General features: G+C 33.9%; 21 protein-coding genes and 5 tRNA genes. 4 read left to right on the plus strand and 22 right to left on the minus strand.

From position 1 onward, the window contains the following. Positions 1–64 precede the first annotated feature (64 nt). The 11 genes from RVY88_RS02385 to RVY88_RS02435 form a co-directional block, all read right to left on the minus strand. Positions 65–478, minus strand: a complete 414-nt coding sequence (locus RVY88_RS02385; RefSeq protein WP_002847822.1) for an RDD family protein — start codon at positions 476–478, stop codon at positions 65–67. After that, the gene (gene pyrE / locus RVY88_RS02390; RefSeq protein ID WP_038454349.1) at positions 478–1,086 is read right to left on the minus strand and encodes an orotate phosphoribosyltransferase; all 609 of its coding nucleotides are present in this window, start codon (positions 1,084–1,086) and stop codon (positions 478–480) included. The genes RVY88_RS02385 and pyrE overlap by 1 nt, the downstream gene beginning before the upstream one ends. Before the next feature lie 2 nt (positions 1,087–1,088). After that, complete coding sequence (gene frr, locus RVY88_RS02395; protein ID WP_002847832.1) at positions 1,089–1,646, minus strand: ribosome recycling factor; 558 nt, start codon at positions 1,644–1,646, stop codon at positions 1,089–1,091. Next, positions 1,636–2,553, minus strand: coding sequence for a polysaccharide deacetylase family protein (locus tag RVY88_RS02400; protein ID WP_251148992.1), 918 nt, complete (start codon positions 2,551–2,553; stop codon positions 1,636–1,638). Before RVY88_RS02400 ends, frr begins: the two co-directional genes overlap by 11 nt. A gap of 38 nt (positions 2,554–2,591) precedes the next feature. Beyond that, entirely contained in the window at positions 2,592–2,921 is a 330-nt protein-coding gene (gene secG, locus RVY88_RS02405) for a preprotein translocase subunit SecG (protein ID WP_002847836.1), read from the minus strand. A 99-nt stretch (positions 2,922–3,020) separates the two neighbouring features. After that, positions 3,021–3,701: a Bax inhibitor-1/YccA family protein gene (locus tag RVY88_RS02410; RefSeq protein WP_002847838.1), complete on the minus strand. Its 681-nt coding sequence runs from the start codon at positions 3,699–3,701 to the stop codon at positions 3,021–3,023. A gap of 282 nt (positions 3,702–3,983) precedes the next feature. Then, positions 3,984–4,071, minus strand: a tRNA-Ser gene (locus RVY88_RS02415). Between the two features lie 8 nt (positions 4,072–4,079). Next, the gene (locus RVY88_RS02420) at positions 4,080–4,235 is read right to left on the minus strand and encodes a hypothetical protein (protein WP_011732343.1); all 156 of its coding nucleotides are present in this window, start codon (positions 4,233–4,235) and stop codon (positions 4,080–4,082) included. A gap of 20 nt (positions 4,236–4,255) precedes the next feature. Then, positions 4,256–4,329 (minus strand) — tRNA-Cys (locus RVY88_RS02425). 23 nt (positions 4,330–4,352) lie between these two features. Continuing rightward, a tRNA-Leu gene (locus RVY88_RS02430) sits at positions 4,353–4,439 on the minus strand. A gap of 10 nt (positions 4,440–4,449) precedes the next feature. Beyond that, positions 4,450–4,524, minus strand: a tRNA-Gly gene (locus tag RVY88_RS02435). A gap of 142 nt (positions 4,525–4,666) precedes the next feature. Between RVY88_RS02435 and RVY88_RS02440 the strand changes: the two genes are divergently transcribed. From RVY88_RS02440 to RVY88_RS02450, 3 genes are all read left to right on the plus strand, one after another. Next, positions 4,667–4,742: transfer RNA gene (locus RVY88_RS02440), tRNA-Ala, on the plus strand. Positions 4,743–4,962: 220 nt separating this feature from the next. After that, complete coding sequence (locus RVY88_RS02445; protein WP_202930970.1) at positions 4,963–5,667, plus strand: S8 family serine peptidase; 705 nt, start codon at positions 4,963–4,965, stop codon at positions 5,665–5,667. Next, on the plus strand, positions 5,642–8,134 hold the full coding sequence (locus RVY88_RS02450; RefSeq protein WP_202930969.1) for an autotransporter domain-containing protein: 2,493 nt from the start codon (positions 5,642–5,644) through the stop codon (positions 8,132–8,134). Before RVY88_RS02445 ends, RVY88_RS02450 begins: the two co-directional genes overlap by 26 nt. A gap of 378 nt (positions 8,135–8,512) precedes the next feature. On the opposite strand, the gene RVY88_RS02455 is transcribed toward RVY88_RS02450, so the two are convergent. Genes RVY88_RS02455 through RVY88_RS02465 form a run of 3 tightly spaced genes read right to left on the minus strand, consistent with a single transcriptional unit; the run spans position 8,513 to position 9,162 of the window. Beyond that, positions 8,513–8,761: a hypothetical protein gene (locus tag RVY88_RS02455; protein WP_024305300.1), complete on the minus strand. Its 249-nt coding sequence runs from the start codon at positions 8,759–8,761 to the stop codon at positions 8,513–8,515. A 23-nt stretch (positions 8,762–8,784) separates the two neighbouring features. Next, entirely contained in the window at positions 8,785–8,946 is a 162-nt protein-coding gene (locus RVY88_RS02460; protein ID WP_162167183.1) for a hypothetical protein, read from the minus strand. Positions 8,947–8,979: 33 nt separating this feature from the next. Continuing rightward, positions 8,980–9,162 carry a hypothetical protein gene (locus RVY88_RS02465; protein WP_162167182.1) on the minus strand — a complete coding sequence of 61 codons (183 nt, stop codon included), beginning with the start codon at positions 9,160–9,162 and terminating at the stop codon, positions 8,980–8,982. Positions 9,163–9,279: 117 nt separating this feature from the next. Between RVY88_RS02465 and RVY88_RS02470 the strand changes: the two genes are divergently transcribed. After that, entirely contained in the window at positions 9,280–9,861 is a 582-nt protein-coding gene (locus RVY88_RS02470) for an NAD(P)H-dependent oxidoreductase (protein ID WP_065843629.1), read from the plus strand. Positions 9,862–10,107: 246 nt separating this feature from the next. Here RVY88_RS02470 and RVY88_RS02475 read toward each other — a convergent pair whose 3' ends face one another. From RVY88_RS02475 to RVY88_RS02510, 8 genes are all read right to left on the minus strand, one after another. After that, positions 10,108–10,440, minus strand: a complete 333-nt coding sequence (locus tag RVY88_RS02475) for a hypothetical protein (protein ID WP_002847848.1) — start codon at positions 10,438–10,440, stop codon at positions 10,108–10,110. Between the two features lie 11 nt (positions 10,441–10,451). Further along, positions 10,452–10,604 (minus strand): retinol dehydrogenase, encoded by a 153-nt coding sequence (locus tag RVY88_RS02480; RefSeq protein ID WP_080736722.1) that lies wholly within the window; start codon positions 10,602–10,604, stop codon positions 10,452–10,454. A gap of 108 nt (positions 10,605–10,712) precedes the next feature. Further along, positions 10,713–10,934, minus strand: coding sequence for a hypothetical protein (locus RVY88_RS02485; protein ID WP_011732345.1), 222 nt, complete (start codon positions 10,932–10,934; stop codon positions 10,713–10,715). Positions 10,935–11,328: 394 nt separating this feature from the next. Then, positions 11,329–11,655 carry a phage tail assembly protein gene (locus RVY88_RS02490; protein ID WP_238389010.1) on the minus strand — a complete coding sequence of 109 codons (327 nt, stop codon included), beginning with the start codon at positions 11,653–11,655 and terminating at the stop codon, positions 11,329–11,331. A 526-nt stretch (positions 11,656–12,181) separates the two neighbouring features. Beyond that, positions 12,182–12,802, minus strand: a complete 621-nt coding sequence (gene thyX, locus RVY88_RS02495) for an FAD-dependent thymidylate synthase (RefSeq protein WP_065843633.1) — start codon at positions 12,800–12,802, stop codon at positions 12,182–12,184. Between the two features lie 35 nt (positions 12,803–12,837). Further along, on the minus strand, positions 12,838–14,487 hold the full coding sequence (locus RVY88_RS02500) for a GMC family oxidoreductase (protein ID WP_317051257.1): 1,650 nt from the start codon (positions 14,485–14,487) through the stop codon (positions 12,838–12,840). A 27-nt stretch (positions 14,488–14,514) separates the two neighbouring features. Beyond that, positions 14,515–15,036: a gluconate 2-dehydrogenase subunit 3 family protein gene (locus RVY88_RS02505; RefSeq protein WP_162167181.1), complete on the minus strand. Its 522-nt coding sequence runs from the start codon at positions 15,034–15,036 to the stop codon at positions 14,515–14,517. Next, the gene (locus RVY88_RS02510) at positions 15,026–15,460 is read right to left on the minus strand and encodes a DoxX family protein (RefSeq protein WP_162167180.1); all 435 of its coding nucleotides are present in this window, start codon (positions 15,458–15,460) and stop codon (positions 15,026–15,028) included. Before RVY88_RS02510 ends, RVY88_RS02505 begins: the two co-directional genes overlap by 11 nt. Positions 15,461–15,473 lie beyond the last annotated feature (13 nt).

Genomic DNA, 15,473 nt, shown 5'->3' on the forward strand with positions numbered 1-15,473 from the left:
TAAATTTGATCTAAAAATTATAACACACAAAAGATAAATAAACTCTTAAAATATTAATTAAAAGTTATCTTTTAGTCACTACAATAGTACTCGTAAGCAAATCTTGAATATTACGCTTATCTTTCCTAAAAAAACAAAATAGTGATCCGCCAAATATAAAAGTAGTTATAAAAAGAATATAGCGGAGCATATAAGAGATAAATCCGGCTTTTTTGCCATCTAAGCTCACAAGATATATATTTTGTGATCTATATCCGGGGCTTTGAGCATTAAGTGCAAAAAATAGACTTTGGATAACACCAAAAACCAACCAAACGCCAAATATGGCAAGCTGATTATGCTGAAAATCATTTTTACCGTCTAAAATCAAATATGTTGTTATATATAAAAGAGGCACGGCTATAAGAAACATATCTATTATAAAAGCCTTTACTCGGCTTATAAGAGCAGACGGAACGGCTTTTGGTTTTTGGCTCATCAGTTGCCGCGACTTCCTGGTTTTATAGCTTTGCTGCCGATTTTACAAAGAGGGCACTCTTCCGGAGTATAAATTTCAAACTCAAAATTTCCAAGAGCAAATAGAGGTTTATCAACAGGAAGTTTACAACTTGATTTGCCTTCGTTTCTCATATTATGAACTTTACAAAATCCTCTATTTGCAAGTGCCGCAAATCCAACCACCACGCCGCCTAACTCTTCTATAATCTTAGCGCTTTCAAGAGCTGAGCCTCCAGTAGTGATAATATCTTCGCAAATAATAAATTTTTCGCCCTTAGCAACGCTAAATCCGCGTCTTAAGCTCATTACTTTTTCTACTCTTTCAGTAAATATAAATCTTTTAGCTCCGGCACGCGCCAGCTCATATCCAGCTAAAATTCCTCCAAGAGCAGGAGAGCAAACACTATCAAACTCCACTCCTGCGTTTTTTATAACTTCAAATAGCTCGTCTGCTAATTTTCCGGCTAAAATAGGATTTTCTAAAACCTTTGCGCTTTGCAAATAATACTCAGAGTGGTTTGCGCTGCTGAGTAAAAAATGTCCCTTTAAATACGCTCCCGCATCACGGTAAATATCTTCTAAGTTCATAATTAAACCTTTAAAAGCTCTGCTTCTTTGTCTTTAACGAGTTGGTCAATCTTTGATATATAACTATCTGTGATTTTTTGAACCTCATCATAGCCCTTTTTTATTTCGTCTTCGCTAACTGATTTATCTTTTTCTATTTTTTTGATATCATCGTTTGCGTCTTTTCTAATATTTCTTATGGCAACTTTGGCTTTTTCACCCATAGATCTCGCCTCTTTTGCATTTTTTTGTCTATCTTCTGTAGTCATAGGAGGAAAAAATAGTTTAACGCTATCTCCATCATTATTTGGATTTACTCCGATATTTGCTGCTTGAATAGCAGAAGATATAGCTTTTAGCATGGTTTTCTCCCATGGAGAAATAGATATAGTACTAGCATCGGTAGCAAGCACCGTAGCTACTTGATTCAACGCAGTAGGACTGCCGTAGTAATCAACATTTATATGATCTACTATATTTATATTTACCTTACCTGTTCTAAGAGTGGTAAAATCACGCTTCAAAACTTCTAAAGCTTTATCTGAAAATGCTTTTTGGTTTTTATAAATTTCATCTAACATTTTTATCCTTTATAATCATTTGGGTTGTTGTTTTGTGACCGTCATTTATTATTACTCTAACTCGTCTTTTTGTAAGCTTTTTTGAGATATTTACATCTATAATACCATCACTCACATCAACTCTCATAGATCCCAAGCCGCTTATATATAATTGAGCAGATGTAGAGTTTGAATCTATTTTTGCTATTACATTATCTAAAATAGAATTTGATGGATATGTTAATGGCTGTATGAAATCAGCTTTTAAATATCTGCTTGACAACATCGCCTTTAAATTTGTTCCGTCCATAGACGGTATTCTATCTAAATCGCCTATACTGCTACTAGCAGATACGGCTCCTGAGTTTTGGTTAAAACTAGCTTCTAATCCATACTCTTTTGCCATATTAGTTATAGTTTGATTATACTCGCCATAAGGATAGCTAAAATACTGTGGTTTATATCCTAAATTATGTTCAAAAATTTGGATGCCTTTTTCAAAATCATCTTTAATTTCAGACTCGTTTAAATATGTCATATATTTATGTGAATAGCTATGATATCCTATCTCGGCACCCCAGTTCTGCACATCTTTTATATCATCAAAACTCATATAATCGCCGTACTTTTTCTGCGAAGCCGCAACATAAACAAAAAGGGTAAATGGATATCCAAATTCCTTGAAAATAGGAAATCCGTTTTTATAAAAGCTTTTATATCCGTCATCTATAGTTAAAACCAACCAATTATCCGGTATATATTCTGAATTTTTAACTTTTTGAATTAACTTTTTAAGCGGCACTATCTCATATCCGTTTTCATTAAAATATTTAAACTGCTCGCGTAAATTTTGGAGCGATATATTAGTACTCGGATATCTATCGTCGCCAAATCTATGATATATCAAGATATGGGCATCTGCAAACATCCAAGTTGTAAACAGGAAAAAAGATAACAATAACCGCATTAGTTGGCCGGTGCAACTGGTGCTGCTGGCGCAGCCGGAGTAGCTCCAGTTTCTGGAATTATCATATTTTTAAACTCTTTTGTCTCTACAACTGAATTTCTTAAAGATTGATTATAAGTATAACCTAGTGCTAATGTATTTAATACAAAAAGTAGTCCTATAAAAAATGTAAATTTAGCCAAAAATCCAGCAGGACCTTTAGCGCCAAATAAACTTTCATTGCTTCCGCTATATGCGCCAAGACCTATTGAAGAGCTTTTTTGAAGCAAAATAGCGATAGTTAAAATTACAGCTAATATAAATTGTAAGGCTAGAAATATTGAACTCACGAGTATCCTTTTATTTTGTTTATTAACTCGTGATTATATCAAAATAAGATAAAAATTTAGTTAAAGCTTAGCGCCGCCAAGAAGCAGCGCTATTTTATTCTATTCGTTTTTATTAAATATGCCAAGAAGTTGCAATAATGATATAAATAAATTTAATATATCAAGATATAACGCAACAGCTGCCAAAACAGGACTATCATATCCGCCACGTATTATCATCTGAGTATCATACAGTATATATGCGCTAAAAAGTATAGCTCCGATCGCCGCTACAACTGTCGCTAAAAGAGCACTTTGAAAAAATAAATTTAGTAAGCTTGCTACAACTATAACTATCAAAGTTATAAATAGCATTTTTCCCATAGCTGAGAAATCTTTTTTTGTATTAAATGCAAAAACAGTCAAACCGCCAAAAGCAACAGCAGTCATTAGAAACGCTTGAGTTATGATATTTCCCATTCCTGCACCGATATATGTATTTAATACAGGACCCAAAGTAAGACCGCTAACAAACGTAAAACCAAATAGCATAACTAATGCCAAACTTGGATTTTTCTTTGAAAACATAAGCCCAAATAGAAGTGCAAACTCCACTATAAGCAGCATCCAGCTAAAAGTTTTTATATAATCTACGCCGATATAAGCTCCGGCTGTTGCAGCTACCAAAGACGCAGTAAGAAGCTGATAAGTTTGTTTTACAAAAGTGGCTCTAGCACTTTGCAAACCCGCTTCTTCATAATTCGCTTGCTCTTTGGCGTAATTTCTATCATAAAGACTCATTAATTATCTCCTTTTTTGAATTTATATGAGTGTATCAAAAAATATTTAATATAAGATAAATTTTATATTAAATATATTATTTAAGTTTTAGAGTATAAATATTTTTTAAGCTATATTTTTAAATTTTCAAAAAATTAAATTTAATTCATCAAACTTTATTCATAATCTTAAAATATCTCTTTATTTATGTTCATTAAATTTCAATAGTGAAATAGGATAAAATTATAATTTAACTTTGATATATTGAAGATATTTTTTAAATTTAAAAAAGTATAAATTTAGTGGCCGGGAGAAAGGGATTCGAACCCCTGGAGGCTTTCACCTCAACGGTTTTCAAGACCGCCGCTTTCGACCACTCAGCCATCTCCCGAATTAACATTAATCTGAAGTTTTTTCTTCTACCCAGTCAGCGCTTTGATTGACCTTTTTCTTTGACCATTGATAAGCACTATTAGAGTCTTCTTTTATACCATGCCAAGTGCTTGAACAGCCTAAAAATGCAGTAATTATAAGCGTCATAACAAAGTAACGCACAATTAACTCCTATTTTATCATGGAGGCGACACCCAGATTCGAACTGGGGGTAAAAGCTTTGCAGGCTTCTGCCTTACCACTTGGCCATGTCGCCATGCAAACAAATACTAAATTTGGTGGTGCCCAGAGCCGGACTTGAACCGGCACGGAAAAAATATCCGAGGGATTTTAAGTCCCTTGTGTCTACCATTCCACCACCTGGGCTAAATAAAAATGGAGCGGGAAACGAGATTCGAACTCGCGACCCCAACCTTGGCAAGGTTATGCTCTACCCCTGAGCTATTCCCGCAAAATTTTTAAGAGTTGAAATAATATCAAAACAAAGCTTAAAATTTTATTTGATAAAATTAGAAAAATATTAAATTTCAAAAAAATATAAGTAAAAAGTTGGTAATATTCCAAAACACGAATTATTCGTGTACATTTACTTAGGGGTTATAGCTCAGCTGGGAGAGCGCTTGAATGGCATTCAAGAGGTCGGCGGTTCGATCCCGCTTAACTCCACCATTTTTAAATTTAAATAATCCAAAATATCTTACTTTAGTATAAAAAATCATATAAAGTTTAAAAACAATAGCTTAAGCAAATATTTAGTTTAGTGTAACAAATATATATTTATTTCATATTAATTTATAAATTTATAAAAATTTAAATTTTATTTAAATAAATTAGAATAATATATATTTAAGAAAATAATAAAGGAATATTATGAAAAAAAAGCGATAAAATGGTTATAATCGCATTGTATACATTTTTAAATAGCTATATTTTTGCACTTGAACCAAATTTTGAAAAAGATTTAGATATTATAAATACAAAATCTGCTTATGAGCAAGGCATAACCGGGCAAGATGTATTTATAGGCATATTTGATAATGATTTTAGGTTAGAACATAGTAGTTTAAATGATCAAATACTAGAAGCTCTTACTTTTAGTGATCAAACTAAAGCAAATTATTGGAATTATAATTCACACGGTTCCCAAGTAGCCGCAATCGCTCTAGGAGCTTTTAATAATCCCATTATGCATGGAGTTGCTTATAACGCAAAAGGTTATGGAATGCAAGCTCCTGCCTCGCTTGATGCATTTAATCACATTAAGGAAAATTTAGATGCGGAGTATAAGTTTTTCGGAGATCCAAATAAAAATATTAAAATTATAAATAACTCATTTGGAGATTTTGTATTTCCTATTTTGCATATCGACGCCACTGAAGATTTTTATGAATTAACGCAAGATGAAGTCGAGGATTATATAATCGAAGCTATGGATCAAACAAATGCAAACTCATCTATAATCAGACTGTCGAAAGAAAAGCAAATTTTAAATATTTTTGCTGCTGGAAACTCAGGCATATCTTCTCCATCCACTTTGGCTTCTTTGCCTCATTACGATCAAGATCTCAATGCTTGGAGCTATAGATTCGTCTAAAGTAACGAAGTTGGGCGATGAGGGATTTGATATGAGCAAACCTTTTGCATTTACGGATTTTAGTAACGCTTTTAAAGGAACGGCTTATTTTTCTATATTAACTCCTGGTGAATATATCTGGTCTGCCGATAGCGCCACTACAAATGGTTTCGTACCAGAACAAGGCACATCTATGGCCGCTCCTTTTGCAACTGGAGCGGCGGCTTTAGTATCTCAAAAGTTTCCTTTTTTAAACGGCAAACAGATAGGAGATCTGCTGCTTAGCACTGCAAACAGCAATATAAAACTGCCAAAAATGGTTTTAAAAAATATCACAAACAATAAAAGTAAAAAACTATTTGTAAGCTTAATTTACGTAGATAATGCAATTCCTACTATGGCAGACGGTTCTCTTGATTGGACACAGATAAATAAAGATAGGATAGAAGCGGGTTATACAGATGAGGAGATTGCAAAATTTTATACGCAGTACTTCAAAAAATACTCTATCAAAACAACAGACAAACAAATTCAAAAATATATCACTGAACAAATAGATTTTATTAGTGATATAAATAATATTCAAGTATCTTCTATAACCAAAGAAGAACTTATAGGTCAAGGTATCTTGGATATCAAAAAAGCCATGAACGGACTAGCGCTTTTAGACGCAAATAGACTTACTCTAAATGATATTTTAAATTATGGAAATGAACAAGCGCTTTATTATACTATAGACACAAATGGATATAACGCTACTTTTGCAAACGATATAGCCCAAAGAAAATATAATCCGCTATGGCACTATAAAGGCGGAGAATATAGTATGCATGATCTAAACGTAGGATTTATAAAAGACGGTGGCGGTATTTTAACTCTTAGCGCAGATGCTTTTTTTGAAGGAAATACTATAGTAAGAAACGGGGGACTAAAGCTGTTTAGAACAGGCAATAAAGGCGGAAAGATTAAAAATAGTAATGTTTTTGTAGAGCAAGCCGGTACATTAAGCGGAAATGGAATTATCCAAAAAAATCTGTACAATCAAGGCATAGTTCGACCAGGAAATGAAGATTTAAGCGATTTAATCATAAATGGAACATATACTCAAAACGGAGAAAATGCATCACTTCAGATAGACGTTGCAAATTTAGCTAAAAACAACTCTAAATTAATAGCTAATAACTATGATATCAAAAACTCAAAGCTTGTGTTTATACCTCTTACGGATACATTTTATGAAAAAAATACAAAAATAAAACTAGATTTAGGAAATTTAAAAAATCATTTAAATTCATTTAGCACTATAGAGTTAGAAAAATCCTTAACTTTGGATTTTGATATATCTCAAGACAAAGAAAGTATTATATTTAAAGGAGTTAAAAACGGAGCTTATGATATAAAAAACTCGGGCATCGGAGCAAGTTTAAGAGATATTCGCTATAAGCTAAATGATCCAAATTTAAATAGACAAAATCTCTATAAAGATTTTTTTAAAAACTTAGATACAAGCAAAGATATAAGCAGTATACAAAACACGGTAAAAAGTATAGATAATCAAAGCTATCTATCAAATATCTCGGCTTTAATAGAAGATCAAGCAAAAATTACACAAAATTATACTATTTTTGCTATAAATAACAATTTATCAAACACGCTCTTTGCGCCGAACAACGACTATGCTCAGAACAAAGAATATTTTTGGTATGCGGCTCCAAATTACAAAAAAACAGATGCGGATGAGTATAAAGGACGCAAAATAGGAACTGATTTTGGTTTTGGAACTAGCATGAGCGACAATGGACAAATTTCATTAAATTTAGGAGCAAGCAATACAAAAAATAAATTTAACGAATCTAATTACGAAAAAGATAGTATAAATGCGGGTATAAACTATATTTATGATTTTCAAAATTTTAAAGTGCTAAGCGCGGCTGCTTTAGGATACGGCAAAAACATGTTAGATCTAAGCTCAAATCCGATTCTTAGCAGCAGCTCGAAATCAAATTATAACCATTTTATAGCAGGAGCTATGATGGGCTTAGCAAAAGATTTTGAATTTAATAATATCATTTTAACTCCGATTAGCTACGTGAATTATAACTATATTTATCAAGAAGGATTTGATATAAATAGCAATATTTTTGCTAGAAAAGTTGATAGCATCTCTCATCATACAACCAGTATAAATGCCGGACTAAACTTAGCTTATTTAAATAAAAATCAAAACATAACTACAAAGCTATCGAGTTACGCTATTTATGAGTATCGTTTAAGTGGAAAAGATATCAAAAACTCATCTAAATTTATAGATTTTAGTTCTAACGGTTTTACTCAAAAATATGAATTAAGTGAACATTTACTCACTATAGGAGCAAATTTAGAAATGCTATATCCAAACGACGTTTTTATAAGATTTAGCACAGCAGCAAATATACAACAAGATGCAAAAAGCCTAAATTTGACGGCAACAATAGGAAAAATGTTTTAACCAGATATTAAATACCGGTTACGTAATCGGTATTTAATCTTAAAATCAAACCGCACTCACCTCATCAATGGCTCGCAGTGCGTTTAAACTCCTTGGGTAGTAGATATAAGAAATTAACGAAGTTACAACATCTATAAGAATTTCCCTTGTGTTTCTTAAATTTATATTTCTGCTGCGTGAGCTTTTATCTATAGCCTCACCAAAAAACGCTCTTTGTATAGCTAAACTTTTTTCCTTCTCTGTCGCTTATAGTCGTTGTAGATGCATTTTTTAAAGGAAACTTAACGCCATCATTTCTAAAAACCTCATTACAAGCATGTATAAAATCATCTATTTTTACAAAACCGACATAAAGAGTACTTTGATATAGAATTTATTTTATCTCATTTGGCGATACGCCGTTTTCAAAGCCACATTAACAACTCTTTTGTACTCTCTAAGTCCGCCGCTTGCTATCAAACAGCCAAGCCAAAACATAATTATAGTTTTATCGTCTATTTTTAAATACAAAAATATATCTCCGAATGCAAAATTTAGATGATTTTCTATAAACTCAGAGTCTGTTTTTGAAAACGGATTAGTACTTCCGAAGAATTTATTATAATTTTTATTTGAGCTATCGCTCAAATTATCCACCTTTTTTCAGTATTTTACTCTTTTGCCTGTTTTATTAGTCTTTCATACTTCTCATCGCTCACGTGTTCCATCCAAATCACGTTTTTGCCATCTCTTTCTCTGGTAAAAGCTATATGAGCTGCTTTTGTATCAAATCCAGTGCCGTGAAAATGTTTGATATCAGGAGGACAAAGCACAACATTTCCTTTATTTGCCGCGCAGTTCTAGATCTAGGGGAAAACTCCGCCAAAAGGGCGACAAGTATCGCTTTGAAAAAGCATACTAACGCTAACTTCACCTGTAAAGTACCCGCTGCCTCCTTTAACTCCTGATGTTACTATACTTTGGGTAGAAGCGGTGAAAGCACTAGCGCCGACTAAAATCGTACAGAATTTTATAAATTTTTTAAACATATATTTTATTCTCCTTGGAATTTATTTGATTATATTATAAAGCTCGACAATAGGTGTTTGTCAAGAGTAAATTTAAAAAACAACGCTATAATTTTTAAAATTTAAAAAAGGATAATTGTGAAAAAAGTACTATTGATAAACGGAGCAAAAGATTTCGCACATTCAAAAGGCATGCTAAACCAAACGCTGCACAACGAAGCAAAAAACACATTGCAAAATCTCGGTATAACAGTGCAAGAAACTATAATCGATAAAGGTTATGACGTACAAAATGAATTAAAAAAATGGACAAGCAATGAAGCTATCGTCTGGCAAATGCCCGGCTGGTGGATGGGTGAACCTTGGGTAGTAAAAAAATACATAGATGAAATTTTTACAGCGGGTCATGGTGTTTTATATGAAAATGACGGAAGAAGCAGAAGCAACGCATCGGCAAAATACGGATCAGGAGGACTTGTAAAAGATAAAAAATATATGTTTAGCTTGACTTGGAATGCACCTATCGAAGCATTTACAAATACCGATCAGTTTTTCGGCGGCGTCGGCGTTGATGGCGTATATCTGCACCTGCACAAAGCTCATGAATTTATAGGAATGGGCGGTCTGCCGACTTTTATATGCAATGATGTTATGAAAAATCCGCAAGTGGAGATATACTTGCAAAATTACCGCAAACATTTAGAAAAAGTATTCGGCTAAATTTGAGCCGAATTTAAAGGCTTATAGCTCTTGTTGTAAGCCTAATTTATGCAACTCAAATACCCAAACTCTCCAGCCATTTTTTTACACTAGTGCTATTCGTAGTTGAGCTTAACGCTTTTGCGTTTTTGAAATTTGCGTTGCAAGATTTTTTCAAAATTTCCACGCTCGAACGACTGTTTGAGTCGTGCCAATCAAGGTCGGCTGAAGTATAAATTTAAATTTTTAACATATAAAGCTACTTATTTATATTTGATATATTTTGTAAATTTGAAATAGACAAGTTAGATGCGATTTGCTCTGTATTAAAGAACAAATCTCTTTTGGTTTTTTCTTTAAACTCTGTTTTTTGGCGGCTAATGAGACCATTTGGTCATAATTGATTAGATAAGTATCGAAAGTTTCTAGCTTCAGCATATCTGCACCAACAATATGTTGGATATATGAGGCTAAAATATGTGTATTTAAAGTGTGTAAATAATAAACTACAAGGGTTTTTGAACCACTACTTGCGAATATTTTATTTGGCATATCAATAATTAAAAGCATAAATTTGATAAAATCTCTTCTATTATTCATCTAAGCTCCTTTTATCTAGTGCTAAATGCGCTCAAAGCAAATTTACTCATGCAATACGGTGTTGAATTGTTTGATACCCTAAATCCTCTTATCGAGCTAAGGTTAAATATCCTAGCCTTCACGTTTTGCGCATTTTTACCCTCATTGATAGCTTGTGGGCGCATAAACTTTAAGGCGTGTTTTGCTACAAGAAACGGTCTGTCAAATTTAGTCTTAATTACTTCGATATTTGCATAGTGTTTTTCATAAATTTATGCCTAGAATCTTGCATTTTAGCTCCTTATCTTTAAATTTATAATCCTCTTTTTCATATTTTTTACCGAATCAAGGAAATTTTTGACTTTATACTTACTCTCGCTGTTAAGTGGTACGAAAAGCATTTCCCTGCCCGGTTTTACAAGTGCATACTCGCCTACAAGTCTTATACTCATCACAAGCACCAAAAACCCCAAAACAGGATAAAACGCAAGCAAAACAAATCCCAAAGCAACCAAAAAACCAAGCGTACCTAAGACCGATTCCGATATCTTGCATTTTTTTACCTTTTTTTATATAATGTAGCCATAAAAATATTTGCCATTTTTATTACACTTTGCATTACATCATTTGTTGTTCTATTCTTCACAGATAATGATGAGTACATAATCGCTTCATCTATTATTTATGCTACACTTATCTATCTTTTTTATATATTACTGACTTATTGCCACGTAGCAAAAATAATATGTTTTATCACATTTTATGCTGTATTACACGCATTTAATGATTTGAGAATTTCTATAGCTTTTTTTAGATAATTCTTATACTAGCCCAAATCTATACTCATAATTTCACTATATGAAAAGTGCAAAACATGACCTATGAGAGCCACGCCTTGCACGCTGTGGGCTAAGCTAAAAAACTACTCACTTCTTTTAAGACCATAGCACAGTCTTTTGCTTCCATATTTTCAAGTTCATCTTCGCTAAGACAAGTAAGGTTGCTCGTTAGTCTAAATAGCAGATCACTATCATTTTGCCCACTACCACTCATCATAAATCTCACATCACGACCTTTTGGGTGTCTGATTTTTACTTCCTTTTTATCGCTTAACGTAACTACCGTATATTTCTCACCATTCTCTGTGAGTATTACATTACCAGCTCCAAGCCCAGCTAAAGCAGTCTCTTCTAAAGCCCTATTTGTGGGCTCCCACATTACATTATTGTTTTTCATTTTTATTGTAATCTCTATTTCTTTTCCGCTGTGGTAAATACTTGCTTTAAAGAGAAACGGAACTCTATTTGTAGCTATTCAGTCCTATGGTTAGAAACTGGTTTTTGTCTATTTTTGAAACGGTAAATTCAATTTTAATAGCATTATAAAACCTAAAATTAGGTGTTTGTCAAGGGAAAAATAAGAATATTTTGAAATTTAATTTTGTCTATTTCTTCTAGCTTTTTTATCTCGGCTTTTATAGTCGCTTTTTGCTCTTCTATCGCCTTTGGACGCGTAGCTGTACTACTTTTGCCTTTTGCGGCTAATGTTATATAATGTTTGTTTTTCTATGCTCATACCGGTTTTTCTAAAACAATCCGCCCGCATGACCCACCCAATGTCTTTGTCGCTAAAATAATTCACGCCGTTTTTGTTGCGCTCGACAAACGGGAAAGACCTTTTCCCAGCCAAAATCTAATAGCTCTAGATAAAATTCCAGTTTTCTTTTCTACACCTATGATAGTTTTTGCCATTTTTTGTTCCTTTATTCGGGTTTTATAAGGCAGTTTTCGTAAATAAATTTATGCTCATCTGGCAAATTTCGATAGATCAAATTCGCTAGATCTCTTATCTCCCATAAAGCTGCTTTTGAGCTTCTAAGGCTTAAGAAATTCTGTAAGCTTCTAGCATTTATACTCCAGCTTAACTCTGTTTTATAGCTTTCTGGAAGGCAGTATTTTGCTATATCTAAGCTTGTATTTTGGTTTAGAATTCGGCGCAAATTCTCAAGTGCATTTATACTTGCATTATCGACAAATTCATTTCCAGTAAGCACGATATAAACGCTTGCACTCTCGAAATCTCCGACCTTAAACTCGCTTTCATTTTTTAGCTCTTTTAGCGTGTAGCGCGTGGATTTTACGCTTAGACTTGCTATGCGATGACGGGCTAATTCTTGAAGTAAAGCTCTGCTAACGCCTTTTATGTAGAAGTTATAATATAAATGCTCTAACGTACTTGCGTGTTTGAATTTATTGCCTACTCTATCTATGAGTTCGACATCTTTTTCGCCGCCATTATCGCCCTTGTCAAAACTCTGCCAACAAGTGCGGATCGCATTTGAACAGACCCAAAGCGGAGTGAAATTTAGTAGTTTTACTTCCATAATATTCCTTTTTTTTTGAAGCAATTTTACCAAATTTATACTAAATTTGACAATCTCTTTTTAATAATATCCGAGACCCTAAACGAGTTTGCATATATCGTCCAAGTATATGGAACGCTTCCGCCTGTAGGCATAAATGAAGCGTCGCTAACATAAAGGTTATTTATCTCGTGAGTTTTACAGTTTTTATCCAAAACGCTAGTTTTTGGATCATCTCCAAACCTTGCTCCACCGGCTACCAAATTTGGCGGTGGAGAGCCACTAACACTATAACTAACGTCTTTTGCACCCATCTGCTTTAAAATTTCCACCGCTTTTTTAGATAAAAACTCGCCTACTTCAAGATCTTGTTTGTGGGCATCTAAGCTTATAACGCCAACCGGAATGCCGTATTTATCTCTATGAGTATCGCTAACACTAACAAAAGTCGTGTTAGTGGGAAGCCAGTCGTTAAAAACTTCAAACGTGAGTTTTCTACTTGCATAAACGTTATTTTTTATCTTTTTCATGAGCTTATCACCAAATATCAAATTTCCATTCTCATAAAACTGCGCAGTGACATTAGGGATAACGTTTGGATGCTCAAACAAAAAGTCTATAATACCACCTTTGTATCTTTTACCATCTTTTTTAAACTCATACCACTCTTGTATATGTCTGTTAAAAAACAGACCTCTGCTCATCAGATCCGCGGCGTCTTTTTGACTAAGATCTTTTAGATAAAACGTTCCGCTTCCGACTCCACCGGCTGAAAATATCAAATTTTTACCGACGTTACCTGAGTTATTTGCTAAACCATTAGCAAAATGCCTATTTTTAGAGTTCAAAAGCAGTCTTGAAGTCTCGACTGCTCCGGCCGCTACGACAAATATCTTAGCTTTTATGCTATGAGATTTTTTAAATTTATCGTAGTATAAAGCCTCTTTTACGCTAAACTTATCGCTAACTAGCTTATAAACAAAGGCTTCTGGTATAACTTTAGCCGGGCACTGCTGCAAAAACACTCTGCCGCTCCCCTTAGCCCCGCTCGCACAAGGATAAGCACCGCAAAAATGAGAGTAATAACACGCGTTTCTACCAAGATCGTTCTTAGACAAAATGGCTCTAGGGGTCGGAAGTGGCGTTAGCCCAAGCTCTATCGCAGCTTTATCAAACCACTTTGCGGCGGCATTTTCTTCTAGCTTTTCGTATGGGAACTCGGCCGTACTTCTGGGTTCGCTAAATTTATGTTTTACGACTTTGCCAGATACGCCTACGACTTTTTCAACCTTTGCATAATACGGTTCAAGCTCGTCATAGCTTATGGGCCAGTCTGCGACGTTTGCGCCTTCTATCTCTCCATAAACACTTTTTAGTTTAAAATCATTCGGTTTTAAACAATGAAAAAATCCACTCATCAAATTTGAGCTTCCACCTACAAGAGAGCCGTTCCAAAAGCTCCAAGTACCGTTATATCTACTTACTTCGCCGTTTGGCTCTTTTTCTATTACTATATGATACTCGTCTTTTAAATTTGGCGCAAACATTTTACGCCTTGAAATGGCTAACTCGTCTTTGCTAAAATCCTCTTCTTTATAAAACTTGCCTTTTTCTAAAACTACTATGCTAAATCCGGCTCTGCTTAGCTCGTACGCAACAGGGCTTGCTCCAGCTCCGCTGCCTATTATGCAGACGTCATATATCATTTACTACCTTTAAATTCGGAAATTTATTTATAAAAACGGTGTTTTGGGCTGAGGAAGTCCGGTCTCGTGAGAGATCCATTTCCAACCGTTTCCATCTGTATTTGCACCATAAATAGGATCACTAAAAACCGCTTCTGAGCAAAAAACAAGCATATCATATATCCAGCTTTCTCCCCACTCTTCATCTTTCGAAACAATTTCTAAAAGATCATTTTGCTTTTTATCGGATAAACTTAAATAATCAGACTCATACTGTTTTATACTAACATCATTTAGCCAAATCACACCATTTACGATAAAATTTTTAGCTCCTATAGAAACTTTAGAATGCGATATAATAATCTTTAAATATGACAAAACATCTATATTTAACTGAGTTATAATAGGAAAAAGATGCTTTGAAACACTATTTAATATGTTATAAATTTCATCTTTTGACAGAGTTTTGTCAGCCAAAATATTTTCATCTTGAGCAAATAAATTTATAGGTGCGGCAGAAAATGCCATAGCCCCGTAAGCGACTTTTACAAAAGAGCGTCTATCTTTCATATCTATTCATCACTGCATCAAGACTGATCTTGCCGGCTCCAAACGAGAATATAGCAAAAAGCATAACTAGATAATAAAGCGGAACTTCAAAGCCGTTATTTGCCAAACTATATCCATTGCCAAAATGTACTGCAAATATCGCCACAAGCACTATTACGATAAGTGGAACACTAATAATTCTAGCAAAAAGCCCAAGTACAAAAAGCGGAACCGCTAAAGCCTCAAATATAGCGACTAAATATACGCTTAAAAACGGAAGTGGAAAACCCATAGAAGCAAACCACTGGGCAGTCGGTTCGATATTTTGCCATTTGGGAACTGCGGTTTCATAAAAACCGTAAGCTAAAACCAAACGTATAATAAGCAAAGAGAGATGTTGGAATTTTAAGCCAAACGTATTAAAAATATTATAGAAATTTTTCATTTATTAATAAACC

Origin of the sequence: Campylobacter sp. TJR-1 (assembly GCF_032840035.1) — a bacterium.
Taxonomy (GTDB): domain Bacteria; phylum Campylobacterota; class Campylobacteria; order Campylobacterales; family Campylobacteraceae; genus Campylobacter; species Campylobacter fetus.

Bases quoted from the DNA above. Each gene is read 5' to 3' on its own strand.
- RVY88_RS02385 (WP_002847822.1), bottom strand. From the start codon at position 478: ATGAGCCAAAAACCAAAAGCCGTTCCGTCTGCTCTTATAAGCCGAGTA.
- pyrE (WP_038454349.1), bottom strand. From the start codon at position 1,086: ATGAACTTAGAAGATATTTACCGTGATGCGGGAGCGTATTTAAAGGGA.
- frr (WP_002847832.1), bottom strand. From the start codon at position 1,646: ATGTTAGATGAAATTTATAAAAACCAAAAAGCATTTTCAGATAAAGCT.
- RVY88_RS02400 (WP_251148992.1), bottom strand. From the start codon at position 2,553: ATGTTTGCAGATGCCCATATCTTGATATATCATAGATTTGGCGACGAT.
- RVY88_RS02410 (WP_002847838.1), bottom strand. From the start codon at position 3,701: ATGAGTCTTTATGATAGAAATTACGCCAAAGAGCAAGCGAATTATGAA.
- RVY88_RS02445 (WP_202930970.1), top strand. From the start codon at position 4,963: ATGGTTATAATCGCATTGTATACATTTTTAAATAGCTATATTTTTGCA.
- RVY88_RS02450 (WP_202930969.1), top strand. From the start codon at position 5,642: ATGCTTGGAGCTATAGATTCGTCTAAAGTAACGAAGTTGGGCGATGAG.
- RVY88_RS02465 (WP_162167182.1), bottom strand. From the start codon at position 9,162: ATGTTTAAAAAATTTATAAAATTCTGTACGATTTTAGTCGGCGCTAGT.
- RVY88_RS02475 (WP_002847848.1), bottom strand. From the start codon at position 10,440: ATGAATAATAGAAGAGATTTTATCAAATTTATGCTTTTAATTATTGAT.
- RVY88_RS02480 (WP_080736722.1), bottom strand. From the start codon at position 10,604: ATGCGCCCACAAGCTATCAATGAGGGTAAAAATGCGCAAAACGTGAAG.
- RVY88_RS02490 (WP_238389010.1), bottom strand. From the start codon at position 11,655: ATGAAAAACAATAATGTAATGTGGGAGCCCACAAATAGGGCTTTAGAA.
- thyX (WP_065843633.1), bottom strand. From the start codon at position 12,802: ATGGAAGTAAAACTACTAAATTTCACTCCGCTTTGGGTCTGTTCAAAT.
- RVY88_RS02500 (WP_317051257.1), bottom strand. From the start codon at position 14,487: ATGATATATGACGTCTGCATAATAGGCAGCGGAGCTGGAGCAAGCCCT.
- RVY88_RS02505 (WP_162167181.1), bottom strand. From the start codon at position 15,036: ATGAAAGATAGACGCTCTTTTGTAAAAGTCGCTTACGGGGCTATGGCA.
- RVY88_RS02510 (WP_162167180.1), bottom strand. From the start codon at position 15,460: ATGAAAAATTTCTATAATATTTTTAATACGTTTGGCTTAAAATTCCAA.